Genomic DNA, 24,815 nt, shown 5'->3' on the forward strand with positions numbered 1-24,815 from the left:
GTCTGGCATCCCTTGCTGCGATGGAATATCTGCCATTGCTGCCAGCTATCAAAATGAAAAGGCCCATACAGGCCTTTTCATTATCTACTCACGATAGACGATTATTTGCCGATCTGCTTGCTCACACCATTTTCCTGCTGGTTCAGGGTTTTTTGTTCCAGCTTGGTGATGTGGCCGCCATTTTGGCTGGCCATTGATTTTTCTTCCTTACGGATTTGATGGTCTTCCTTGTGCAGGTTTTTCGCTTCTGCCTTGGACATTTTTCCTTCTTTTACATCCTGGTGTATGCGTTTGTCCTGGTTATCCAGGCGATGGTTTACTTCGGCGCGACGCGGATGATCTTTTTGAAACTCAGTCGCTGCAAATGACTGTGCACTAACAGCTGCCAGCATGCCGACCACGCCAATCAGGGAGAGAGTTTTACGAATTGAGTTCGACATGATTTTTCCTTAAGTGTTGTTTATGGAGTCTGGTGAGCAGTAGGGGATTCTACTTAGCTACCCCTACATAAACGTGCACGGAAAATCGGCGCTGACAAGGATTGCAACTGAAGTGTAAGCAAGTGTTTCTGCGCTTATGCGCAGTAAAAAGTGCGGCGATGTCAGTGCTTGTGTATGAAAATTTTTTACGACGAAGCTGGCAACAGCGCCGGTTTACTTTTGATGTTTGTCATCAACATGAAACATTTCAATTTTATTCTCCACCTCGCTGTCGGATTGAGGAATTCAGGGATTACTCAACGATGGAATCGCACGCAGTTGCGATCACAGCGCATCGCTTCGCCCACGCATATGCGGGGCGATTTCTTTTTTAAAATCAGGGGAAATCAATGCAGGCTAAGCTACTCAGCATCGTTATCAGCGCCGCTGTCGGATCATTGTTGTTGGCTGGTAACGCATCGGCACAGAGCAATGTAACTATTTACGGTATCGCAGATGCTGGTCTGGAAGTCATCAATAACGCATCTACAGCGGGTAACTCCAATGTGTCGCGTATCAGCTCCGGCAATCTGTCGGGTTCACGCATTGGTTTCCGTGGTACGGAAGAGCTGGGCGGTGGTTTGAAAGCGGTATTTGTGCTGGAAAGCGGCGTCGCTTATGACACCGGTGCTTACCTGCAAAGCAATCGCGCGTTTGGACGCCAGGCTTACGTCGGCTTGCAAGGTTCATGGGGTAGCTTGTTGCTGGGTCGCCAAAACAGCCTGATGCTGGAATGGATGAGCAAGTACAACACCATGGATAACGCAACCTGGTCGTCCAAAGTACATGACGCTTCCTTCTCGGATCGCATGGATAACTCGGTCAAATACATCGGTAAATTCGGTGCATTCGACGTTTCCACTTACTACAGCACAGGCTTTGATACCGTTAAAGCCGGAGCAGCAGTACCTGCAGCTGGCGAAGTCGCCGGCCACAGCAAAGTTGGTCGCCAAATGGGCGGCGGCGTGCAATACAACGGCGGCGATTTGCGTATGGCTGTCGTCTATGACAAGAAAAATGGCAGCAGTATTGCTGCAGAAAATGATACCGATACACATCTGACTTTCGGTGCGCGTTACAAGTTTGGCGATGCCGAAGTATTGGGTGGTTACCTGCAACGCAAGCAAGAAGTCGTAGGCAAAGCAGACGCACGTACCAATATGTCATGGATAGGTATGACTTATCAGTTGTCGGAAGCATTGCAACTCAGCGGTTCGTACTACAAAACCGACGTGAAAGATTCCGATAAAGATCCATCGTCCATCATCACCATGGTCAAGTATTCCTTGTCCAAGCGTACCGATCTGTACCTGATCAATTCTTACGCGATGAACAAGAACGGTTCCAACCTCGGCGTGAACGGTTTCGGCACCGATATCGTCGCTGGCAAAAACCAGTTCGGTACGATGGCCGGTATCCGTCACACATTCTGATGTGTAAGCAATGACAGAGAGTCCAGCCAAAAAGATGGAAGGTACATCGATTACCATCGATGGCCTGACCCATCGCTTTGCGCAAAACCCGGTACTTGATCGGATCGATATTCATCTCGAACCCGGCCAGGTACTGGCTTTGCTCGGCCCTTCCGGTTGCGGCAAGACTACCCTGCTGAAATTACTGGCAGGTTTGTTACCGGTCGCAGCGGGGCACGGACGCATACTCTTTGGTGACAAATTGGTGGCCGGTGACGGCCACTTTTTGCCGCCCGAAGCGCGTGGTCTTGGCATGGTGTTCCAGGATTATGCGTTGTGGCCGCACATGAGTGTCGGCAAGAACGTCGCCTTCGCGCTGGAAATGCGTGGCATGCCGAAAAAGGAACGTGATCCGCGTGTCGCACGTGCGCTGGAAATCGTCGGCCTGAAAAATCACGAAGACCGCAATCCATCGAGCTTGTCCGGTGGCCAACAGCAACGCGTGGCTTTGGCACGCGCCATCGTGGCGGAACCACAGGTTTTGTTATTCGACGAACCCTTGTCGAATCTTGACCGTGATCTGCGCGAAAGCCTGTGTCACGAAATCGGTCATCTGTTGCGCACCATGGGCACCACTGCCGTCTACGTCACACATGATCAGGAAGAAGCGTTTGCATTGGCAGATGTGGTCGCTGTCATGCAGGGTGGACGCATACGCCAATTGGCAACGCCGGACATGTTGGTGACGGAACCGGCAAATACGCTGATCGCAGAATTCCTCAAACTCGGTACCTTGCTGCATGCGAAGGAAGTCCCGCATTCATGGCATCAACGTTTTGCCCCGAACGCGGCAGTCGACGCGCAGCATTTATTCATCCCTCAATCGGCCTTATCGCTGGCGGCGAATGCTGCACATTGCTTCCGCGGTGAAGTGACGATGCAACGCTACCGCAATGGTCGCTTCATTACCGAAGTTCGTACCCCCGATGCGCCCAAGGGCCTGGTCCTGACGACCGATACCCGCTTGTCGCACGGCCAGATAATAGACCTGACGGTGGACTGGCAGCGCTTGCGCTGGCTGCCGCAGGCTGCATGATCAAACAAGAAAATTACATGAAAAAATTATTGTCGCTGAATATCGCCTGCCTGTCGCTGGCGGCCGCATTCGCAACACCACATGCATCTGCGTTGACTATCTATAGTGCCGGTCCCGGCAAACTGATTGAAACACTGGCGGCAGATTTCAAGGCGAGTACCGGCATTACTGTTGATGTATTCCAGGCCGATACCGGCAAGGTCATGGCGCGCCTGCAGGCCGAAGCGTCAAATCCGCGCGCTGACGTTGTTATCTCTGCATCCTGGGATAGTGCGCAAGATCTGGATAAACGCGGCTGGTTGCTGAACTACCAAAGCCCGAATGCGCAACACGTACCAGCCCGTTTCAAACAACCGGCGTATGTCGCACAAGGTTTGTCAGTACTGTCCATCGTGTGGAATACCAAGAGTGGCACGCCGCGTCCGACGGACTGGAGCGATTTGACGCAAGCGCCATTCAAGGACAAGGTCACCATGCCTGATCCGGCGCAATCCGGTGCATCGCTGGATTTGCTGTCCGGTTTGCAAAGCCGTCAAAGTGAAAAGGCCTGGCAATTGTTTTCTGCATTGAAAGCCAACGGCATGGTTATCTCCGGTCCTAATGCACAGGCTATGAATCCGGTGTTGCAAGGTGCGAAGGCGGCAGTATTCGGTGCGGTTGATTACGTTGCTTTGGGTAGCCAGGCCAAGGGTGAAAGCATAGAAGTTATTTTCCCGAAAAGCGGTACCGTGGTTGCACCGCGTCCGATGATGATTTTGAAATCATCGAAGGCGCAGGATGATGCACGCAAATTCATCGATTTCGTGCTGTCACCGCAAGGCCAAGCGCGCGTCGCCGAGGCTTATCTGATTCCGGCCCGTACTGATATTGCTGCCAAACGTTCGACGTTGAAAGAAATCAAGTTATTGCCGGATGCAGAAGGTGATGCCAACTACGCGTCACGCGCTGCACTGTTGCACCGTTTTTCTACCTTGTTCGGACGCAAGTAAATCGTGCCGGAAACAGTTGGTGCATTGAGGGCACATCGCGGCATCAGGATCAACGGCACGCCGTTGATTTTGGGCGGGACCACCGCAGCGTTATTAATAGTGGTGGCCTTGCCATTGCTGTTCATCCTGTTGCAGGCGATCTTTCCGGAGCTGGCAAATGGTTCATTGCTGGCGCCGTTGTCGCATCTGGCAACAATCTTTAGTGATCCGGCATTGTTCGGCCTGACTTTCAATACCTTGCGATTGGGTGTGTGCGTGGTTTTGCTAAGTGCAACGATAGGCATCCCATTGGGTGCCTTGCGTGGTTTGTTCAAGTTGCCGTTTGCCGGCTTGTGGGATTTGCTGTTCCTGGTGCCCTTCATGATCCCGCCCTACATCGCAGCACTCGGCTGGATCATGATGCTGCAACCGAATGGCTACGCAGAACAATTGCTGGGCTTGCACGCAGCTTCATTCCTGTTTTCATTTGGCGGCGTGGTGTTTGTGATGACGCTGAATGTGTTCCCGGTTGTTTACTTCGCTGTTTCGCGCAGCATCGCCAGTTCAGGTTCACGTCTGGCAGACGTTGGTCGGGTCTGCGGTGGTTCGCCATGGCAGTGTTTTTTCCGCATCACGCTGCCATTGGCAACACCGGGTATCGCCGCCAGCTTATTGTTGGTATTTGCGATGGCGATCGAGGAATACGGTACGCCTGCAGCATTGGCGGCGAATGCGGGTTTCTTTGTACTGGTAACCGGCATAGAACGACGCTTCTCCGATTGGCCGATCGATTTGCCGGGTGCAGCTACGCTGTCCGTCGTGCTGGTGATCCTGGCGATGCTGGCTTTCTGGTTGCAACGTCGTATCCAGGGTAAGCAAATCTTCGAAACCATGAACGGCAAACCGAATGATGTTTCCTTGCGTCCGCTCGGCGCCTGGCGCTGGCCGGTTACCGCCTTGTTTGCAGTCGTTGCCTTGATAGCGACATGTGCACCGATATTCTCCATCGTTGTCACCGCATGCATGCGTACCTTGTCCGGTGGTTTGCAGCGCGACAATCTGTCGCTCACCCATTTCGATGCAATCTTCACCAGTGGCAATTCTGCCTTACAGGCTTTGGCGACGAGTACCGGCCTGGGCGTGGCGACCGCCTTGTTGACTGGCTTGTTGGGTTTGCTCGCAGCTTATTGTGTGGTGAAAACCAGGATGCGTGGGCGGGTTTTGCTCGATGCCTTGTCCGTGATGCCGAATACCTTACCCGGTATCGTGGTCGCGGTTGGCCTGATCCTCGCGTGGAATCAAAGTTTCTGGCCGGTTACGCCGTATAACAGCTGGGTCATCCTGCTGCTCGCATACTGCTGTTTGCTGTTGCCTTATCCGGTACGCTATGCGAGTGCTGCGTTCGCACAGATAGGCGACAATATGGAAGCGGCGGCACGGGTGCATGGTGCGAGCTTGCGCCAGACTTTAATGAAAATATTGTTGCCGCTTATTTTCCCGAGCCTGTTGGCAGCAATGTTGCTGGTGTTTGCCGTGGCTTCGCGTGAATTGGTTGCATCATTACTGTTGGCGCCCACCGGCATCCAGACGACCTCGCTGTTTATCTGGCGTCAGTTTGAGCAAGGCTCGGTCGGGCAGGGTATGGCCATGAGTGTGGTGACTATCCTGATGACAACCACGGTGATGGTCGCTGTGACCTTGTGGCGGCAGCGCCAGCAGTAAGACCCGGCTGCGCGCAGCGTGTAATTAACGAGGGCGTTCTTCGAAGAAGTCACGCTTCAGGAATTCTTCCAGTTCCGCGCTATCACGCATGCGCGCCGACAACACCACGACGCGTCCGAGGCGGGGTGAGTTCCAGTTGAAATCTTCTTTTTCATACAGACGTATCAGGTCTATCATCCGGCGCACGATGGCGGTATCGATATCACCACCCGGGCCGGCATCAACCTGGATTAACTGGCGGGAATTGGTTTTGCGGCGCAAGTCCCAGCCGCGGAACAGGAACTCCGCAGTACGCACACCCTTGAAGGTAATTTGAAACACGCCGCCCGATTCATTGCGGCCGCGTGACTGACGCTGCACCATCTCGGCAATATTGGCGCGGGCAATCGCATTGTCATCTTCGACCGGGCGTGCATCCGGTTCCATAATCCCTGCTGCGCGGCGGCGCTCGCGTGCTGCCGCCAGCATATCGCTCATGTCTGGTGGCAGGGCTTCCTTGCTGGTGGTTTTGGGCGCGACTGGAGGTGGCGTACCTTTATCGGCTTGCCGGATTGGCTCGGTCTTTTTCTGCGCTGCGGATTTTTGCTGGCGTGGTGCAGGATTCGATTTTTCTGCTTTCTTTTGTTCCGGCGCGGGCGGTGTTGCCGCTTTCGCTGCCGGCTTGGGAGCCGGCGCCTGTGTGATCAGGCTCACTTCCAGCGGTGCCGTCGGCGATTCCCCTGATTCCGCTACGCGCACCTTTGCCTGATCCAGCGCAAACAACAGGATCAGCGCGTGTATCAGCAGTGAGAGCCCTATACCTATCGCAGTACGGGCACGCATATTGGTCAGAATAGAATGGAACTTCATGTTCTACTGCAAATGGAAACTGCCGTCATTATGAACGTGCTGAGGAATTTTGTTCGACTGATCTGCTGTCAATAAATTCGCTATTGGTAATGATTAAGCGTTCCCACTGTAAATAAATATAAAAATTGTGTAATTGATACGTTTGTGCTCGGACAAATAGGCGAATGCCGCGTCCAGGGCGTGGCCGCGCAGCAAGTAAAACTATTTGATATCGAAGGAGACCTCGCATGTATTTCATCCGCAAGCATGCCGCTATGGCTTTACTGTTCTCGCTTACGGCTTGCGCGACGCAAGTACCGTTGCAAGCGGAAACGGCGGTTAGCAATACAAAAATGGCCGCAATGGCGGACGCGGATAGCTGGACCTATCTGAGTCCTGCGCAAATAGACAGCACGCGTTTCCTGGGCCCGCCGCCTGATGCCGCGGCCACCCGGCGCGAAATTGAGTTCATGTTGTCGTTACAGGCGCAGCGCACACCTGCGCAGGTAAAGCTGGCGGTGGCGGATCATGAACAAAGCGTTTTTCGTTTTGCCTCGATAATAGGGGATGGATTCCGGCCAGATCGTTTGCCGCTGACTGCCAGCCTGTTTGAAACCTTGCATGAAACTGGCAATGTGATGGAGAAGCAGGGCAAGAATAAATGGAAGCGTGTGCGCCCACCCCTGGCAGATGCGCGGATACAGCCAGTTGCCAAGTACTCGCGCAGCGGCTCCTATCCAAGCGGACACGCGACTTTCAGCTTCCTGTCAGCCATCGTGCTGGCGGATCTGTTACCTGAAAAGAGTGAGCAAATTTTTGCGCGTGCCCGGGAGTTTGGCGAAAACCGCGTCATAGGCGGCGTCCACTATCCTAGTGACGTTGCTGCCGGCCAGCGCCTGGCCACACTGATTGCCGTACTGATACAGCAAAACCCGGCCTTCCAGCAGGACTTTGCCGCGGCGCGTGCAGAGTTGCGCGCCGCCATGCATCTGCCCTAGGCGGAGGCCGGACATTTGCCGGCGCATTGCTTTCCCGCCCCCGTAATTGTTGCCGGCATTACCCTTGCCGGCGTTTTTCATTCGTCATAGCCAACTGTATACATTGCTTCTGCCAAATTTCGAGCAGCCGTTTCCGGACAATAATTTAAAACATCATTTCTGATATCAAAAAAGAAATTGAAATAAATAACTTTTTACGAAAAATCGTAAAAATATTCATATGTTGCGTCGCAGCATATGCATTTGTTTTCAAGCGTCAATCCACCAAAGAATTTTGATGTGCGGAAAAAATCACGCATTCGATTTCAGCTATAAACGGCGCGCTTAAGCGGCTTGTTTGTCATATAAATCTGGTGAATATCTAATATTCATTGCGACGCAACAGACATGTAAAAAACAGGCTTTTTTAAGGGTAAGTACGTATTGCCGATAAGTATAACTACGTATTGTTCGCAAAAGTCCGAGTGCGTATCGTCACGAAATCTTAACGTTAGCTTCACCCTATCGTGAGATGAAAAAAACGGTGTTTCCCACCCTTCCAGCTTGATGTCGCAGTAGTTTCCCCGGGTAACCGGACAGCAAAATTCCTTTGCCGCGAGGCAAAAAAATTCGCTGATCATGACAAATTGGACGGGCTCAGTGAAAACCGCAGGTTTCATCAAAGCAGGGTGGAAACCAGGTTAAGGCGCTGCTTAAGCGATCCCACCCGGATCACAACGGCAAAAGGCGGAACGGCATACGACCGGCTCAGTTATGACCGCCTTGCAAATACAACTTGAGGATGTCTTTGCGATCGAGCTGCACGCGAATGCATTAACTATTAATCATTGTCCGTTTTGCCCTACGTACAAAACTGCGATGAACACGAGGAAGAGAAATGACAACAGCAACACAACAATTATCGGGTGGCGCATCCGGTACATCGAACGCAACGCGCTGGATACAGCTCGTTGTGGGCGTGATCTGTATGATCGCTACCGCCAACATTCAGTACGCATGGACATTGTTCGTACCTGAAATTCAAGGCACATTCGGTTGGGCACGTGCAGAAATTCAAATCGCATTTACGATTTTCGTTCTGGTTCAAACATGGCTGGCACCGATTGAAGGTTACTTCATCGATAAACTCGGCCCACGCCTGATGGTTGCATTCGGTGCAGTCTTCATCGGTTTCGCTTGGTACATCAACTCGCAAGCAACAACCCTGATGGGCTTCTACGTTGGCGCAGCATTGGGTGGTGTTGGTGTTGGCTCGATCTACGCAACCTGTATCAACAACGCGTTGAAATGGTTCCCGGACCGTCGTGGTCTGGCCGTTGGCTTGACAGCTGGTGGTTACGGTGCTGGTTCCGCTGCAACGATTTTGCCTATCGCGGCAATGATCGAATCGTCGGGTTTCCAAGAAACTTTCCTGTTCTTCGGTATCTTGCAAGGCTCGCTGGCGTTCATCGCAGCATGGTTCCTGCGTTCGCCGGCTAAAGGTGAAGTTAAAGCATCCGCCAAACTGGTCCAGGCAACACGTGATTACACATTGAAAGAAGCACTGAACACCAAACTGTTCTGGCTCATGTTCTTCATGTTCATCTGCGTAGTTACCGGCGGTATGATGGCTGTGGCACAACTTGGCGTTATCGCACAAGATTTGGGCGTTAAAGAATTTGAAGTCGATTTGCACTTCTTCGTGATGGCAGCGTTGCCTCTGGCACTGATGCTCGATCGCATCATGAACGGTATCTCCCGTCCATTGTTCGGCTGGATTTCGGACAACATCGGTCGTGAAAAAACCATGGTGATCGCGTTCACACTCGAAGGCTTCGGTATTATCGCTTTGGGCTACTTCGGTCACAATCCATGGGCATTCTTGATCTTGTCCGGCGTCGTGTTCCTGGCATGGGGTGAAGTCTACTCGCTGTTCTCGGCTCTGGCTGGTGATGCATTCGGTACCAAACATATCGGTAAGATCTACGGCGTGCTGTACACCGCAAAAGGTATCGGTGCTCTGTTCGTACCAGTTGGTAACCTGATGATGGAAGCAACCGGCACATGGTCCACCGTTCTGTACACCGTTGCATGTATGGACTTGACCGCAGCTATCCTCGCGATTGTCGCTCTGCGCCCTCTGCTCAAGAAACACGTGGAATTCTCCGCTGATCTCTTGAAGAAGGAGAACGCAGCTAGCGGGGGCGCTACCGCGCATGCCTAAGCTGTAATTAACGCAAAGATTTGAACTCAACTTTCAGGCTCCTTCGGGAGCCTATTTTTTTAGAACCGCATAAGAAGAGCAGTGTCATGACAAATGAACGGCCGAATGCAATGAGTGAACATTTATCCGGCATGAGCCAGGAGCTGCCGCTGGCGGTACGTATGCAGATCGAGCAATCGATCCGGCAGGCGATGACAGACGCAGTCAATACCATCAGCAATCGGATTGAAGGCGGCAAGGCAAAGGACGAGAAAACTTCGGCCAGCGCGAAGAGTGTGCGCTGGTTCATTATCCCCGGTGCGATCATCCTGGCTTTGTGGTTGTACGTGCCCAGCCCGTTCTCGCTGCAACACTTGCGGGAAGAGAAAGCCAAACTGACGAAAGACATCGCCAAGCTGCGGCAAAGCGGCGCCAATGCCGATGTGATTACCTGTGACGTAAATGGCGAGGTGCGCTTTTGCGCCAAAATAGATACCAATGCCCGCGGCAATTGGGACGGATATCAGATCATCCAGAACAAGTAAGAGCTGATAACTCCCGGCTGAGGTTCACTGCACTTCTTGATGCCGGCTGGAATTGTCGCGATAAAAGGCGATGAACTCCCGTGTTGGTAATGCCTTCGAGAACAGCCAGCCCTGACCAAAGTCCACATCGCGAGCAAGCAGGTAGTCTGCCTGTTCCTGTGTTTCTACACCTTCTGCCACAATCTGTAGCTTGAGCGCCTTTGCCATTTCAATGATGTAGGGTGTGACATTGCTGGTGGCGGCGTCAATACCTATCGTATCGATGAATGATTTATCGATCTTCAATGCATCCAGCGGCAAGCCTTGCAAATAGGACAGGCTGGAATAGCCGGTGCCGAAATCATCGATGGCAACTGCATGTCCCATTTCACGCGCCCTGCTTATCGTGCTGCGTGCAGCATCTATATCCATGAAGCCGCGCTCAGTCGCTTCCAGCCAGATCTGATCGGCCAGTATGTTGGTATCGACCAACGCATGCTTTACAACATCCAGCACGCGCCCGGTCTTGATATCTTGCGCGCTGATATTAATAGCAATGTGTAATCTGCGGTTGGTCCGCAACACTTCTCCCAAATCGCGGATGACTGCTGCGATTACCTGATCCGTGATGGGCAGGATCAAGCCGCTTTCTTCCGCCAGAGGTATAAACAGATCCGGCCGCGTCATCTTGCCATCCGGACGTTGCCAGCGTACCAAGGCCTCGGCTCCTATGCATACTCCGCTTTTCAGCGCGATGATAGGTTGGTAGTGCACGATAAACTCATGCTTTTCAACCGCCAGCTTCAGTTCCCCTAATGGTGACAGGCGCTTACGCGATACCCATATCACCAGGCCGACTATAAAAGCGGCCATTAATACTCCGAGCGGCAGCAGCACCATGGTTTCGCGTTTCATTTGTGCTGCCAGGCTATCGTCCGGCTCAATCACAACCGCAATCAGATCATCGTTGCGCAATATGCTGGAAGCACGATGGCTATGTTTCTCCCGCAGCAGGGCTTGCACTTGAGAAGGATCCGGTAGGTGCAGGCTGCCCAGCATTTTTCCGTTTGACGTTGTGATTGCAAGCTGCATGCTCGGGTCAAGGATTATGTCTACAAAGCGCATCGGGTCGATCAATACCTTGTAAGCGCCGTAACTCAGGCCGACCATGCCGATGCCGCCATTGATCGCCGGAATAACGTTGAGGCTGACTTCCAGGCCACTGGTGGTAGTGAAGTCGGCAGGTGTTTGCGTGATCTTGGTGTGGATTTCGCCCGCCGAAGTACATTTCAAAAAGCCATTCTCGAAATAGCCGAGGTCTTCGATGCTGCGGGTATTGATGGCGATGATGCGCATTTGCCGTATGTGCTCGGCCGAGCACGGGGTGTTATTCAATTGTTGCGCGGCTTTGAGTGCTTTATCTGCATCGCCCAAAGAAATACGTGCACGTTCAAGTCCACGTTGGGCAACGCCTTGCAAACGTTCTGCCTCTATATCAGTGGCGCGTAGCCAGGATAGATAAAGGGTGGCGGAGATGGGGAGCAGGGCGCCGACCACGGCCAGTAGCGTCGCAATGATGATAATCCTGGCACGATTCAAGTGATCTCCCTGTTCCCGGGTACGGGTGTCTGATGTGGGCGGACTTGGTATGGCGTCGTTCAACTCCGCTCAATGTACTTCGTTTTCCGCGAGTTATGTGTGCCCGCGGCCCCTGTTCAAACCGGTTTATTCAGGCAGGGGCTTCACGACGCGGGCCGGATTTCCCAGTGCCAGTACATTCGGCGGGATATCTTTCGTGACGACCGAACCTGCGCCAATCACGCTGTTCTCACCTATCGTCACGCCGGCCAGCACCATCGCGCCACTGCCGATCCAGACGTTATCGCCGATGATGATGGGCTTGCCGCCCTCCAGCCTTTGCAGTCTTAACGCCGGTTCCAGCGGGTGGGTAGGTGTCAACAGTTGTACATTGCTGCCCAACTTGACGTTCTTGCCTATCGTAATAGTGGCGACGTCGAGCGCGACCAGTCCGAAATTGGCAAAACTACCGGCACCTATCGTTATGTATCTGCCATAGTCGACATACAGCGGTGGCTTGATATGGACATCAGGTGCGACGCTACCCAATAATTCTTCCAATACCTTGTGGCCGGCTTCCGCGCTTTCCGCATAGCTGGTTTCGTACTTGCGCGTCAGCAGGTAAGCGCGGCGTGTCGCCAGTGCCAGTTCCTCGTCGTCTGCCGTATAGGCTTCACCGGCTTCCATTCTCTCGCGCTGGCTGCGTTGCTTCCGGTCTGTCTGCATGCTGTTTCCTTATCTTGCTATTAATAGGCTGGGCGGGGCTACGCTTTACCCCGGGATATCTATATATAAGGCGCGGAAAGCGCTTGCTTGGTTCCCTTCAGAGGCCTAGATTGAGCTTGTGATCACTCATAGTCGCGGAGTTTGGGCGCCAAGAGAGTAAACTGCGTGCATCTTTTCGCACTCCGCGATACGAACATTCTTGTGAGTAACTATGTCTGAACCATCCTTTCCCCTCTTTGCCGACCTGAAACTGAGCGAGCCGCTGCTGCGCGTGCTGCAGGAATTGGGTTATGAATCGCCTTCGCCGATTCAGGCCGCCACCATTCCCCTGTTGCTGAATAATCGCGATGTATTGGGGCAGGCACAAACAGGGACTGGTAAAACCGCATCGTTTGCCTTGCCTATCCTGGCACGCATCGATATCAAACAGACCACGCCGCAAGCACTGGTGCTGGCACCTACGCGCGAGCTGGCAATCCAGGTCGCGGAAGCGTTCCAGCGTTATGCGACCTATATCCCGGGTTTTCACGTGTTGCCAATTTATGGCGGCCAGAGCTATGGCGCGCAGTTGAGCGCCTTGCGCCGTGGGGTCCATGTCGTAGTAGGAACGCCGGGCCGCGTGATCGACCATTTGGAAAAAGGCTCGCTCGACCTGTCCAAAATCAAGACCATGGTGCTGGATGAAGCAGATGAAATGCTGCGCATGGGTTTTATCGATGATGTCGAAACCATCTTGCAAAAAACTCCGGAGTCGCGCCAGACCGCCTTGTTCTCGGCGACCATGCCGTCGGCCATTAAACGGATAGCGACCACTTACTTGCGCGATCCCGACCTGATCACGGTCGCCGCCAAGACCGGTACCGCCGACAACATCCGTCAACGCTACTGGCTGGTCAGTGGCATGCAAAAGCTGGATGCTTTGACCCGCATTCTGGAAGCAGAAAATTTCGACGGCATGATTATCTTTGCGCGTACCAAACTGGGTACCGAAGAATTGGCCAGCAAATTGCAGGCGCGTGGTTTTTCCGCCGCCGCTATCAATGGCGACATCCAGCAGCAGCAGCGCGAGCGCACCATCCAGCAATTAAAGGATGGCAAGATCGATATCCTGGTTGCTACCGATGTGGCGGCACGCGGTCTGGATGTGGAGCGTATCAGCCACGTCATCAATTACGACGTGCCGCATGATCCGGAAAGCTATACCCACCGCATTGGCCGTACCGGCCGTGCCGGCCGCAGCGGCGAAGCGATTCTATTTATCGCCCCGCGCGAACGTAATTTGTTGAAAGCGATTGAGCGCGCGACACGCCAGCCGATCTCGGTGCTGGAATTGCCTAGTGTGGAAGCGGTCAATGACGTGCGTATTTCGCGCTTCAAGGAACAGATTGCAGAAACCATTGCCGCCGGCGGCCTTGAAGTATTCCACTCGCTGATAGAAGACTATGAGCGCGAGCACAATGTGCCGGCGGTAGAAATCGCGGCGGCGCTGGCCAAACTGGCGCGCGGCGATGTGCCGCTCCTGCTGGATAAAAAGAATGAAGTGCGCGAACGCTCATGGTCGGACGAACGACCGGTCTCCGGTGGTCGCTTTGAACGGGCCGAACGCTTTGAGCGCAATGACCGCCCGGAACGCGGTGACCGTTTCGAGCGTAGCGAGCGTCCTGCCGCTCCGCGCAAAGAACGTATCCCGCGCGAGCCGGATGCCGGCATGCAAAGTTTCCGCATTGAAGTCGGCCATGCACACGGCGTCAAGCCGGGCAACATCGTGGGCGCGATTGCGAACGAAGCCAGCCTCGATTCCAAATACATAGGCCGGATTGAAATCTACGACGACTACAGCACGCTGGACTTGCCGGAGAATTTGTCGCCGGAGCAGTTCAATCACCTGAAAACAGTATGGGTAGCCGGCCAGCAATTAAATATCAGTCGCGAGGGTGAGGCAGCAGCAGCTGCTGCGCCGGCCCGGACCGCGAGCAAACCCGCCTTCGAAAAAGCGGCCGACAGCGATGCCGCTCCGGCCACGAAGCCGGCACGCAAGGAAATGAAAGAACGCGTGGAACGCTCAGTCGCACCAGCCGCTGCGCCAGTTGAGGCGGCTGCGGCACCGGCCAAGAAAGAGCGCGAACGTAAAGGTAGCGGCGTCGACATGGAGCCCTACCGTATCGAAGTGGGTCATGCGCATGGTGTCAAACCGGCAAATATTGTTGGCGCGATTGCCAATGAAGCAGGGCTGGAGGCAAAATATATCGGCCGTATCGAGATTTTTGATGACTACAGCTTGCTCGACTTGCCGGCCGGGATGCCGACCGAAGTATTTGACCAATTGAAATCGGTCGCCATCGGCACCCACAAGCTGCGCCTCAGCCGTTCCAGCGTAGCACCGGCGCCGGAAAAAACCAGCGGCAAGAAAATCACCTTGTCTGCGCCAAACAAGGGTGGTGACCGCCGGGTTGCGGAGAAGGGGCGTAACAGCAAACCACCTTCCAAGCGTGCTGGCGCCATGGGTAGCCGCCCAGCCGACGCAGCCAAACCGAAGTCGCATCGCAAGGGTTGAAGCAGGTGTAGCTTTTTTACAAAGAGTGCGGCAGAAGTGAGCACTACGGCAAAGCTGCGCTATGATGTCCCATCGGCAATGTTAGCGAGGTAATGATGAACGTCTTACTTTACGCACTCTGTTGTTTACTTCTGCCACTCTGGATATTCAGTGGCTTGTATCTGTTGGTAGAGATCGTCGATGATCTCAAGAAGCGCTATATAAAGAGCCAGTCCAAGCGACATTGAAGGTGTCGATGGTCGTCGCTCTTTATGCCGATATCAGCGATACATGTGCTGCCACGATGCGCCAGCCTTCCGGCAGGCGTAACCAGGTATGGCTTTGTCGACCGATCCGGGTTTCGCCCTTGCGGGTAAATTCGGTATTGGCAGTCGCATAGTCGCGGCCGTAAGTCGTAATCACCGTATTCATCAAATCACGTTCCAGGCCTTTGGATGGTCGCGCCAGCCGGAATGCCTTGATCGCCTCATACCCCAGCAAGTTTTCACCGGCGCCATAGCGTAGCGTGTTCGGATTATTCCAGAACAGTTCGTCCAGTACCGCCACATCGTTGCCGGTCAGTGCTGCTTCATAACGCTGGAAAGCCGCAGTAACTTCGGCGACCACTTCCGGCAGGTTGATTGCATATTCCATTGCAGCTCGTCCTCTTCAGGTTCTTTTGGTATTGGCGTTCTTTTGGCTGGCCCGATGCAGGGTTTGCACCGCATTCAGCAAATCCCCTTTGCTCATTGCATCGTCGACTGTGATTCCGCATTGCGCAGCTTCTTCAATATGCTGCGGCTCGGCAGGCTCGTCCTGGTCTTCGCGCACAGTCATTGATTGCCTGATTGCGTATTCGAGGGTGACCAGGCGTTCGATTGGATTTTGCACAAGCTTCTCCAGAAAAGGATGATCGACAGCTAGCTGTTACAGCCAAGTGCGCCGCTTGGGTTGGGCGGATATGGAATCCGGAACGGGGTACGAAATTCGTCACCGTTCCTGTGCTGTGTAGATGCCCTTACTCTACCGTCACCGATTTCGCCAGATTACGCGGCTTGTCGACGTCGGTGCCGCGTGCGAGTGCCGTGTGATAAGCCAGCAATTGCAATGGCACTACATGCAGGATAGGTGACAGCAAGCCATAGTGTTCCGGCAGGCGGATCACGTGCAAGCCCGGTCCTGAAGTGATGCGTGAGTCGGCGTCGGCGAAGACATATAGTTCGCCGCCGCGCGCACGGACTTCCTGCATATTCGATTTCAGTTTTTCTATCATCGGATCGTTAGGCGCAACCGTGACGACCGGCATTTCTTCGGTCACGAGTGCGAGCGGACCGTGTTTCAATTCACCCGCCGGATATGCTTCAGCGTGGATGTATGAAATTTCTTTCAGTTTCAATGCGCCCTCCAGTGCGATCGGATAATGCAGGCCACGGCCGAGGAAGAGAGCGTTTTCCTTGCGTGCAAAGGCTTCCGCCCACGCAATGATTTGCGGTTCCAGTGCGAGTACGGCCGTAATTGCGGATGGCAGGTGGCGCATGGCTTTCAGTTGTGCAGCTTCCTGCTCATCGCTGAGGCGGCCTTTGACTTGCGCCAGCGATAGCGTCAACAGGAACAGGGCTGCCAGCTGTGTAGTGAAGGCTTTGGTCGAGGCAACGCCGACTTCGACACCGGCGCGTGTGATGTAGGCCAGCTCACATTCACGCACCATCGCGCTGGTAGCTGCATTGCAGATGGTCAGTGTATGACGCATGCCTTGTGCTTGCGCATGGCGCAATGCGGCCAGCGTATCGGCGGTTTCACCGCTTTGTGAGATGGTGACAACCAGCGAATTCGGATTCGGTACGCTGTCGCGGTAACGATATTCGCTGGCGATTTCCACATTACAGGTGACACCGGCCACTGCTTCTATCCAGTACTTCGCCGTCATGCCCGAGTAGTAGCTGGTGCCACAGGCGAGGATCAGTACTGAATCTATTTTCTTGAAAATGCCATATGCCTTGTCGCCGAAAATTTCAGGCGTGATGGCCGTGATGCCTTCCAGTGTGTCGGAGATTGCACGTGGCTGTTCGAAGATTTCCTTTTGCATGTAGTGGCGATAAGGGCCGAGTTCGACCGCGCCGGTATGCGCGTGCACGGTTTTGATTTCGCGTTCTACCTGCTTGCCGTTTTCATCAACGATCCATACGCGTTGCAATTGCAGGTCAACTACATCGCCTTCTTCCAGGTAAATGATTTGGTCGGTAGTGCCGGCCAGCGCCAGCGCATCTGAGGCCAGGAAGTTTTCGCCGTCGCCGACACCGACGATCAGTGGTGAACCACGACGTGCACCGACGACGCGATGCGGTTCATCGCGGCTGAAGACGGCAATCGCAAAAGCACCGTTCAGGCGCTTGGTTGCGGTTTGTACGGTTTCGAATAAGTCGCCGGTATACAGATGATCAACCAGGTGGGCGATCACTTCAGTATCGGTCTGGCTTTCAAACACATAGCCCAGGGTTTGCAATTCGTCGCGCAGCTCATCATGGTTTTCGATGATGCCGTTGTGTACGAGTGCGATGCGATCGCGCGAAAAATGCGGATGCGCATTGTGCGAAGCCGGTGCGCCGTGGGTGGCCCAACGGGTGTGGGCAATGCCGGTAAAGCCGGACAGGTGTTCCTTGGCGATTTGCTTTTCCAGTTCCGCCACGCGTGCGGTACTGCGGGCGCGCTCCAGCTTGCCGTCTACATGCAGCGCGATGCCGCAGGAGTCGTAACCGCGGTATTCGAGTCGTTTAAGGCCTTCGACCAGAATAGGAGTGATATTGCGTTGAGCGACTGCGCCGACGATACCGCACATAGGAACCTCGTTGTATTTGAATGAATTTCACAATACTAGCGAAAGGCAAATGAAATAAGATTCCGAAATTTATTAATAATTGGCTTATTATTTCGTTGATGATATATAGTGAAATATAAATTCAAATAAATGAAATATTTTAAATAAATGATCAATAAGCAATTGGATTTGGATGAATTGGACAGGCGTATCCTGAATGCCTTGCAAATGGATGCCTCGCAGACCAATAACGATCTGGCGGCCGCTGTACACGCATCGCCCCCGACCTGCCTGCGTCGCGTCAAGCGCCTGATAGACGCCGGGGTGATAGAGCGCCAGGTCGCGATCGTGGCACCACAGATGGTGGGTGCGGGGCTGACTTCGATAGTCGAAATTACGCTGGACAAGCAAGCCGACGAGCAGCAAGTCGAGTTCGAAGCATTGGTCGCGCAGGAGAGCGCCGTACTGCAATGTTATCGGGTGTCACCCGGGCCGGATTTCGTATTGGTGGTGCAGGTGGCGGATATGCAGGCATACCACGCCCTGGCGCATCGCCTGTTTGCCACGCATGCGAATGTACGCAATGTGCGCAGTTTCTTTTCTATCAATCGCAGCAAATTCGAGACGCGCATCGCGGTTTAATTCCACCGCAATGGCGTCACGGCGATACTTACTTCTTGATCTTGACCGGACGTTGCCAACTGTCGACAGTGATTTGCTTGGCGCGTGAAACAGTCAGTTTGTCGGCCGGTGCATCCTTGGTCAGCGTCGTACCTGCGCCCAGTGTTGCGCCTTTGCCGACGCGTATCGGTGCTATCAATTGCGTTGCGCTGCCAACGAAGACATCGTCTTCTATGATGGTGCGTGATTTGTTGACGCCATCGTAGTTGCAGGTAATCGTGCCGGCACCGATGTTGACGCGTGAGCCGACCGTCGAGTCGCCGATATAGGTCAAATGATTGGCTTTGCTGTGCGCGGCGATGTCGCTGTTTTTGACTTCGACGAAATTGCCGATGTGTACGTCTTCCGCCAGTACGGTGCCGGGACGCAGGCGCGCATAAGGGCCGATGATGCATTCCGCGCCGACCACCGCATTTTCAAAATGGCTGTAAGGCCGCACATGGCTGCGTGCACCGATGGTGGAATTGTGGATCACGCAGTTGGCATCGATGCGCACGCCGTCCGCCAGGCTGACATCACCTTCGAATACACAACCGACATCGATCGTCACGTCGCGACCGCAGGTCAGGGTGCCGCGTATGTCTATGCGCGCCGGATCGGCCAGGGTTACGCCTTGTTCCAGCAGCGCATGCGCGATGTTGTGCTGATGGATGCGTTCCAGTTCGGCCAGTTGCACCTTGCTGTTGACGCCATGGGTTTCCCACTCGTGATCGGGTTGTGCCGAAACGACCGGCACTCCGTCTGAGACTGCGCTGGCGACAATGTCTGTCAGGTAATACTCGCCTTGCGCATTGTTATTGGACAACTTGGCCAGCCAGCGTTTGAGCGCTGCCGTAGGCGCAACCATGATGCCGGTATTGATTTCATTGATTTCGAGCTCGGCCGGTTTGGCGTCTTTTTGCTCGACTATCCGGGTAATAGCGCCATTTTCACGGACGATGCGACCATAGCCAGTTGGATTGCCGAGGTTGACGGTCAATATCCCCAACTTATCGTTACCGGCGCTGTCCAACAGACGCTGTAGCGAAGCGGCGGTGGTCAGCGGCACGTCGCCATACAAAATCAGCGTCGGCGTATGATCATCTAATTGCGGTACCGCCTGCATCACGGCATGCCCGGTACCCAGTTGTGGTTCCTGCTTGGCAAATGACAGATCCCCGGCTTGCAGCAATTGCGGCACTTGTTCGCCGCCGTGGCCATAGATGACACACAAGTGCGACGGCGACAATTGCCGCGCAGTATCAATCACGTGGGATAGCAGTGGCTTGCCCGCCAAAGGATGTAGCACTTTCGGCAGCGCAGATTGCATGCGCTTTCCCATACCTGCAGCAAGAATGACGATATTCATAGGAAGCCAGTTAAAAGAATGCAAAATTTTATCACGCGTCCCTTTAGCCATTTTGCAAAAAAAGCAGCAATCTGCGGCATAGCCTTGCTGTTGCTTGGTTGCAGCGCCGCGCGCCTCGGTTATAGCAATGGCGAGACCATTTCCTATTGGTGGCTGGATAGCTATGTCGACTTCGATAGTTCGCAGAAGCAATGGGTTAAACAGCGCATCGACAAGGTCTTTGCCTGGCATCGCAAAACCCAGCTCAAGGAATACGTGCAATTGATCAATCGCATGCAGCATCGTGATTTCGGCGCAGTGACACAAGCTGATTTATTGGGCGATTACCGTGATGCGACGGCCAAGGTATTGGACATTACAGACAAGGCGGCCCCTGATTTTGCCGACCTGACGTTATCGCTGACGGCAGAGCAAATCGCCAATATCGAAAAGAAATTCGCCAAAAACAATGACAAGTTCCGCAAGGAATATCTGGTCGGTAGTACAGAAGAACGGCAAGAGTTCCGTTATCGTAAGGCATTGCAGCAGGCGCAATACTGGTTCGGTGGTTTCAGCCGTGAACAGGAAGCAGCCATCCGCGGTTTGTCTGATGCACGTCCCCTGAATAATGAGTTATTGATGGCAGAGCGCATGCACAGGCAGCAGGCACTGATCGATTTGCTGAAAAAAATACAGACGGAAAAACCGGGTAAGGAAGCCACCGTTGCCATGCTGAAGAAGTACGTCAACGCCACGATGGATCGTTTCGGCAATCCGCAGCACAAGGCTTTCTTTGAGCAATCAAATGCCGCGAATGCCCATATGGTGGCCGGCATCATGCAGATGGCGACGCCCAAACAAAAAAACTATTTTGTGCAAACCCTGCAGGATTGGGTGAATGACTTTAGTAAGCTGGCAGCCAAGGCGGTTTGATGGCCAGCATTTTTGTTATCTGTTTAAATATGGAGAATCAAAATGGTCGCGAAAAACACGATTTGTCTCTGGTATGACGGTACCGCGCTTGATGCGGCAAAGTTTTATGCGCTGACCTTTCCTGATACCACCGTCGGCGCGGTTTATCGTGCACCCGGCGATTTTCCGTCCGGCAAGGAAGGTGATGTGTTGACGGTTGAATTCAACGTGATGGGTATTCCATGCCTGGGTTTGAATGGCGGGCCGACGTTCAAACACAATGAAGCGTTTTCATTCCAGGTCGCCACTGACGATCAGGCGGAAACAGACCGCTTGTGGAATGCAATTGTCGGCAACGGCGGACAGGAAAGCGCTTGCGGCTGGTGCAAGGATAAGTGGGGGGTGTCGTGGCAGATTACGCCACGTGCGTTGACTGCAGCGATCGCTAATCCTGATCGTGCCGCCGCCGGGCGCGCCTTCGAAGCCATGATGCAGATGACCAGGATCGATATCGCTGCAATTGAAGCTGCGCGTCGCGGCTGATTATCTTAAACAAACGCGGGTAAATCACCGGCACGGCCAGGCGTGCCGGATCGCTGGTGCGTTAAGCCGCCTTAGTCGTCTGCGCGCAGCGGGATGATGCCGGGGATGCTGGTGCTGCCGGTTGAGCACGGTTCTTCGTCAAATGCGATATCGCCATTGGCCATCGCTACGCCGGTCGCCTTCAAATCAGCAAAGCCAAACAATTCCTTGTCCATCAAATGTGATGGCACTACGGTCGAGAGCGATGAGAAAATATTATCGACGCGGCCGGGGAATTTCTTTTCCCATTCGCGCAGCATGCCCTTGATTTGTTTGCGTTGCAGGTTTTCCTGGCTGCCGCACAAATCGCACGGGATGATGGGGAAGTTTTTGACCGCCGCATAGCGCTCGGTATCGGCTTCTTTCACATAGGCCAGCGGGCGGATCACGATGTGCTTGCCGTCATCGGATTGCAGCTTCGGCGGCATGCCCTTGATCTTCGCGCCGAAGAACATATTCAGGAAAAAGGTTTCCATGATGTCGTCGCGGTGATGGCCGAGGGCGATTTTGTTCGCGCCGAGTTCATCGGCGACCCGGTACAGGATGCCGCGGCGCAGGCGCGAGCATAGCGAGCAAGTGGTCTTGCCTTCCGGGATCAGGCGTTTGACGATGCTATAGGTATCCTGGTTTTCGATGTGGAAAGGGATGTCCAGTTGCTTCAGGTAAGCCGGCAGGATGTGGTCCGGGAAGTTCGGTTGTTTCTGGTCGAGGTTGACGGCGACGATGTCGAACTTGATCGGTGCGCGTTCGCGCAGCGTCATCAGGATATCCAGCAGTGCATAGCTATCCTTGCCGCCGGACAGGCAAACCATGACCTTGTCGCCGTCTTCTATCATATTGAAGTCGCCGATGGCCTGGCCGACCTGGCGGCACAGGCGTTTGTGCAGCTTGTTGTTTTCGTAAACGATCTTTTCGTTTTGCTTGAAGCTCAATGCGGCATCGGTTTCCGCAGCGGCAGCAGCCGTATTCATAAGGGCTTGTGACACCTTAGTTCCCCTTGATCTGGAAGACCTCGACGCCTACCGATTCGCAATCAGGATAGACGTCAGGCTTTTCGGTTGAAACGCGTGCGGCGCGGACTTTCGGGTGCGCCAGCATGGCTTTGACCACGTCGTCACACAGGGTTTCCTGCAAATGGATATGGCCTTCCGCCATGCGCTTGGCGATGGTGCTGCGCATGTAATCGTAGTCGACCACTTCATCCAGGTTGTCTGCGGTCGGCGTCGATTCCTTCAGCGGAATGAACAGGTCGACGTTGATCAGGACGCGCTGTTCCCCTTTTTTTTCAAACTCGTGCACGCCGATATTGATTTGTACTTCGTAGTTGCGCAGGAAGAGGCGGCGGCAGTCGGCGAGTTGTGGATGGAACAGGAACGAATTCATATAAGTAAACCGGTTGTCTTGCAGGTGAAAAATCTGGATTGGTCAGGATGCGACAAACATCACGTCGCGTTGTAATGGGATCAGGTGCTGGCCGCCATCGACCAGCAGGGTGGTGCCGGTCATTGCCTGCGCTTCAACGACGAAGCGCACTGCATGAGCGATATCGTCGGGCGTGCTGGAACGGCCCAGCGGCGTGACCTGGTGCGCGCGTTCGAATTCTGCTTCGCTCTGGTCGCCGGAAACCAGCGTAATGCCGGGCGCCACGCCGACCACCCTTACCTTGGGCGCGAGGGCCTGCGCCAGCATGGTGGTGGCGGTGTGCAGCGCGGCTTTCGACAAGGTGTAAGACAGGAAATCGGGATTCAGGTTAAACAGCTTTTGATCCAGCAGGTTAACCACGACCGCTTGCGCGCCTTCCGGTGTGGCCTGGTGCAGCGCTTGCGCCAGCAGGATGGGAGCGGCCAGATTGGTGTGCATATGCGCATCCAGCGTGGCGGCGGAAAAATCAGCGGCGCTGTCGTAATCAAATAGCGAAGCATTATTGACGACGCAGGAAATCGGTCCCAACTGTGCAGTGGCGCGGCTCAATAAGGTTTTCACCGCAGCTTCATCCGCGAGGTCGCATTGCAGGGCAATCGCGCGTCGGCCGAGCGCGCTGATATCGGCAACGGTCGCCTGCGCTTCGCGCTCCGAGCGTGAGTAATGCACCACCACATCCCAGCCGCCTTGCGCCAGCGCGAGCGCAATCGTGCGGCCGATGCGTCTGGCGGCACCGGTCACGAGGGCGGTCTTTTTCAATGACGTTTGCTTATCTGTGGACATGAATGGTTGTGTGTTTCGCTGATTTCTCTACAATACCGCCATGCAACTGCAACTCCCAGAACCTTCTTCGGACGCATTATCCGCGTCCAATACGCTCCAGAACCTGATTGCTGACGAAATTAACCGTCATGCGGGCTGGATTTCTTTCGCCCGTTATATGGAGCTGGCACTGTATGCGCCGGATGTCGGTTATTACAGCGGCGGTGCTGCAAAACTTGGCAAAGACGGTGATTTTACAACCGCGCCCGAAATTACGTCGCTTTTTGGTGAAACACTGGCGCATGCCGCCGGTGAGCTGATGGCCCAAAGCGCGCCGCAAATCCTCGAATTCGGCGCCGGCACCGGCAAACTGGCACTGGATATCCTGACCGAATGCGCGGCGGCCGGTATTCCGCTCGAACGTTATTCCATCGTTGAGCTGTCAGGCGAATTGCGCGCGCGCCAGCAGCAAACCCTGGCTGGTTTCCCGCAAGTAACATGGCTGGATGACTTTCCTTCGGCATTTTCCGGCGTCGTACTGGGCAATGAAGTGCTGGATGCGATGCCGGTGTCACTGGTTGTCAAAGGTGAAACGGAATGGCTGGAGCGCGGGGTCAGTGTTGAAAATGGCCGCTTTGTCTTCGCCGATCGTCCCTGCGACCAGGAGCTGATCACGCAAATACCGGATGCGGCTGGGTTGCCGGTCGGCTACCTGACCGAGGTGCATCCGATCGCGGCCGGCTTCATGCATACGCTGGCGACCATGCTGACGGCCGGTTTCGAGCAAGCGGGCAAGGGCGGGGCGGCGATCCTGATCGATTACGGCTTCCCGGCCAGTGAATACTATCTGGACCAGCGCGTCGAAGGTACGCTGATGTGCCACTATCGACATCATTCCCATCCGGATCCGTTTTACTTGCCGGGTTTGCAAGATATCACTGCCCACGTTGATTTCACCAGCATGGCATATGCCGCGGTGCGTAACGGCCTGGAAATGGTCGCTTATATGAGCCAGGCCGGTTTCCTGCTGACGGCCGGCTTGGGTGATCGTTTGCTGGCGACCGCACCGGAAGACCATATGGCATACCTGCCCAAGGCAAATGCGGTGCAAAAATTGACGTCACCGGCGGAAATGGGCGAGTTGTTCAAAGTGCTGGTGGTGGGCAAAGGAGTGCAACTGCCCGAACAGTTCGATCGCGCGGATCAAAGCCGCCGACTTTAAACGCCGGACGCCGGATGGAATTGCCGGTGTGTCATGAAGGTTGCCC

General features: G+C 54.3%; 23 protein-coding genes. 12 read left to right on the forward strand and 11 right to left on the reverse strand.

Annotation, left to right across the window (positions count from 1 at the left end):
* Positions 1-101: 101 nt before the first annotated feature.
* Positions 102-392: a hypothetical protein gene (locus ACFQPC_RS13260; protein WP_382272943.1), complete on the reverse strand. Its 291-nt coding sequence runs from the start codon at positions 390-392 to the stop codon at positions 102-104.
* A gap of 437 nt (positions 393-829) precedes the next feature.
* Here ACFQPC_RS13260 and ACFQPC_RS13265 point away from each other — a divergent pair, with 437 nt between their 5' ends.
* The 4 genes from ACFQPC_RS13265 to ACFQPC_RS13280 are packed head-to-tail and all read left to right on the forward strand — an operon-like array spanning position 830 to position 5,677.
* A complete protein-coding gene (locus ACFQPC_RS13265; RefSeq protein WP_382272397.1) occupies positions 830-1,912 on the forward strand; it encodes a porin in 1,083 nt (360 codons plus the stop codon).
* A gap of 10 nt (positions 1,913-1,922) precedes the next feature.
* Complete coding sequence (locus ACFQPC_RS13270; RefSeq protein WP_382272398.1) at positions 1,923-2,987, forward strand: ABC transporter ATP-binding protein; 1,065 nt, start codon at positions 1,923-1,925, stop codon at positions 2,985-2,987.
* The gene (locus ACFQPC_RS13275; RefSeq protein WP_382272399.1) at positions 2,984-3,976 is read left to right on the forward strand and encodes an ABC transporter substrate-binding protein; all 993 of its coding nucleotides are present in this window, start codon (positions 2,984-2,986) and stop codon (positions 3,974-3,976) included. Before ACFQPC_RS13270 ends, ACFQPC_RS13275 begins: the two co-directional genes overlap by 4 nt.
* A 3-nt stretch (positions 3,977-3,979) precedes the next feature.
* Positions 3,980-5,677 (forward strand): ABC transporter permease, encoded by a 1,698-nt coding sequence (locus ACFQPC_RS13280; RefSeq protein ID WP_382272400.1) that lies wholly within the window; start codon positions 3,980-3,982, stop codon positions 5,675-5,677.
* A 24-nt stretch (positions 5,678-5,701) separates the two neighbouring features.
* Here ACFQPC_RS13280 and ACFQPC_RS13285 read toward each other — a convergent pair whose 3' ends face one another.
* Positions 5,702-6,526, reverse strand: coding sequence for a hypothetical protein (locus tag ACFQPC_RS13285; protein WP_382272401.1), 825 nt, complete (start codon positions 6,524-6,526; stop codon positions 5,702-5,704).
* Between the two features lie 227 nt (positions 6,527-6,753).
* Here ACFQPC_RS13285 and ACFQPC_RS13290 point away from each other — a divergent pair, with 227 nt between their 5' ends.
* The 3 genes from ACFQPC_RS13290 (at position 6,754) to ACFQPC_RS13300 (ending at position 10,230) form a co-directional block, all read left to right on the forward strand.
* A complete protein-coding gene (locus ACFQPC_RS13290; protein ID WP_382272402.1) occupies positions 6,754-7,503 on the forward strand; it encodes an acid phosphatase in 750 nt (249 codons plus the stop codon).
* A gap of 877 nt (positions 7,504-8,380) precedes the next feature.
* A complete protein-coding gene (gene oxlT / locus ACFQPC_RS13295) occupies positions 8,381-9,706 on the forward strand; it encodes an oxalate/formate MFS antiporter (RefSeq protein WP_382272403.1) in 1,326 nt (441 codons plus the stop codon).
* Between the two features lie 86 nt (positions 9,707-9,792).
* Positions 9,793-10,230, forward strand: a complete 438-nt coding sequence (locus tag ACFQPC_RS13300) for a hypothetical protein (RefSeq protein ID WP_382272404.1) — start codon at positions 9,793-9,795, stop codon at positions 10,228-10,230.
* A gap of 24 nt (positions 10,231-10,254) precedes the next feature.
* Here ACFQPC_RS13300 and ACFQPC_RS13305 read toward each other — a convergent pair whose 3' ends face one another.
* Complete coding sequence (locus tag ACFQPC_RS13305) at positions 10,255-11,808, reverse strand: EAL domain-containing protein (protein WP_382272405.1); 1,554 nt, start codon at positions 11,806-11,808, stop codon at positions 10,255-10,257.
* 126 nt (positions 11,809-11,934) lie between these two features.
* A complete protein-coding gene (locus ACFQPC_RS13310) occupies positions 11,935-12,513 on the reverse strand; it encodes a sugar O-acetyltransferase (protein ID WP_382272406.1) in 579 nt (192 codons plus the stop codon).
* Between the two features lie 211 nt (positions 12,514-12,724).
* Between ACFQPC_RS13310 and ACFQPC_RS13315 the strand changes: the two genes are divergently transcribed.
* Positions 12,725-15,067 carry a DEAD/DEAH box helicase gene (locus ACFQPC_RS13315; RefSeq protein WP_382272407.1) on the forward strand — a complete coding sequence of 781 codons (2,343 nt, stop codon included), beginning with the start codon at positions 12,725-12,727 and terminating at the stop codon, positions 15,065-15,067.
* 249 nt (positions 15,068-15,316) lie between these two features.
* Here ACFQPC_RS13315 and hpxZ read toward each other — a convergent pair whose 3' ends face one another.
* From hpxZ to glmS, 3 genes are all read right to left on the reverse strand, one after another.
* Complete coding sequence (gene hpxZ / locus ACFQPC_RS13320; protein ID WP_382272408.1) at positions 15,317-15,700, reverse strand: oxalurate catabolism protein HpxZ; 384 nt, start codon at positions 15,698-15,700, stop codon at positions 15,317-15,319.
* Between the two features lie 15 nt (positions 15,701-15,715).
* Positions 15,716-15,937 (reverse strand): hypothetical protein, encoded by a 222-nt coding sequence (locus ACFQPC_RS13325; RefSeq protein ID WP_382272409.1) that lies wholly within the window; start codon positions 15,935-15,937, stop codon positions 15,716-15,718.
* 127 nt (positions 15,938-16,064) lie between these two features.
* Entirely contained in the window at positions 16,065-17,882 is a 1,818-nt protein-coding gene (gene glmS, locus ACFQPC_RS13330) for a glutamine--fructose-6-phosphate transaminase (isomerizing) (RefSeq protein WP_382272410.1), read from the reverse strand.
* Between the two features lie 147 nt (positions 17,883-18,029).
* Between glmS and ACFQPC_RS13335 the strand changes: the two genes are divergently transcribed.
* Positions 18,030-18,503 carry an Lrp/AsnC family transcriptional regulator gene (locus ACFQPC_RS13335; protein WP_382272411.1) on the forward strand — a complete coding sequence of 158 codons (474 nt, stop codon included), beginning with the start codon at positions 18,030-18,032 and terminating at the stop codon, positions 18,501-18,503.
* A 28-nt stretch (positions 18,504-18,531) separates the two neighbouring features.
* On the opposite strand, the gene glmU is transcribed toward ACFQPC_RS13335, so the two are convergent.
* The gene (gene glmU, locus ACFQPC_RS13340) at positions 18,532-19,890 is read right to left on the reverse strand and encodes a bifunctional UDP-N-acetylglucosamine diphosphorylase/glucosamine-1-phosphate N-acetyltransferase GlmU (protein ID WP_382272412.1); all 1,359 of its coding nucleotides are present in this window, start codon (positions 19,888-19,890) and stop codon (positions 18,532-18,534) included.
* 18 nt (positions 19,891-19,908) lie between these two features.
* Here glmU and ACFQPC_RS13345 point away from each other — a divergent pair, with 18 nt between their 5' ends.
* Positions 19,909-20,802, forward strand: a complete 894-nt coding sequence (locus tag ACFQPC_RS13345; RefSeq protein WP_382272413.1) for a DUF6279 family lipoprotein — start codon at positions 19,909-19,911, stop codon at positions 20,800-20,802.
* Between the two features lie 42 nt (positions 20,803-20,844).
* Complete coding sequence (locus ACFQPC_RS13350) at positions 20,845-21,324, forward strand: VOC family protein (RefSeq protein ID WP_382272414.1); 480 nt, start codon at positions 20,845-20,847, stop codon at positions 21,322-21,324.
* Positions 21,325-21,395: 71 nt separating this feature from the next.
* Here ACFQPC_RS13350 and ttcA read toward each other — a convergent pair whose 3' ends face one another.
* The 3 genes from ttcA to ACFQPC_RS13365 are packed head-to-tail and all read right to left on the reverse strand — an operon-like array spanning position 21,396 to position 23,568.
* Positions 21,396-22,334, reverse strand: coding sequence for a tRNA 2-thiocytidine(32) synthetase TtcA (gene ttcA, locus ACFQPC_RS13355; protein ID WP_382272944.1), 939 nt, complete (start codon positions 22,332-22,334; stop codon positions 21,396-21,398).
* A 16-nt stretch (positions 22,335-22,350) separates the two neighbouring features.
* On the reverse strand, positions 22,351-22,746 hold the full coding sequence (locus ACFQPC_RS13360; protein WP_012081273.1) for a dihydroneopterin aldolase: 396 nt from the start codon (positions 22,744-22,746) through the stop codon (positions 22,351-22,353).
* Positions 22,747-22,788: 42 nt separating this feature from the next.
* Positions 22,789-23,568 (reverse strand): SDR family oxidoreductase, encoded by a 780-nt coding sequence (locus tag ACFQPC_RS13365; RefSeq protein WP_382272415.1) that lies wholly within the window; start codon positions 23,566-23,568, stop codon positions 22,789-22,791.
* Between the two features lie 40 nt (positions 23,569-23,608).
* On the opposite strand from ACFQPC_RS13365, the gene ACFQPC_RS13370 reads away from it, so the two are divergent.
* Entirely contained in the window at positions 23,609-24,769 is a 1,161-nt protein-coding gene (locus ACFQPC_RS13370) for a class I SAM-dependent methyltransferase (protein ID WP_382272416.1), read from the forward strand.
* Positions 24,770-24,815 lie beyond the last annotated feature (46 nt).

Source organism: Herminiimonas glaciei, assembly GCF_042664955.1.
Classification (GTDB): domain Bacteria; phylum Pseudomonadota; class Gammaproteobacteria; order Burkholderiales; family Burkholderiaceae_D; genus Oxalicibacterium; species Oxalicibacterium glaciei.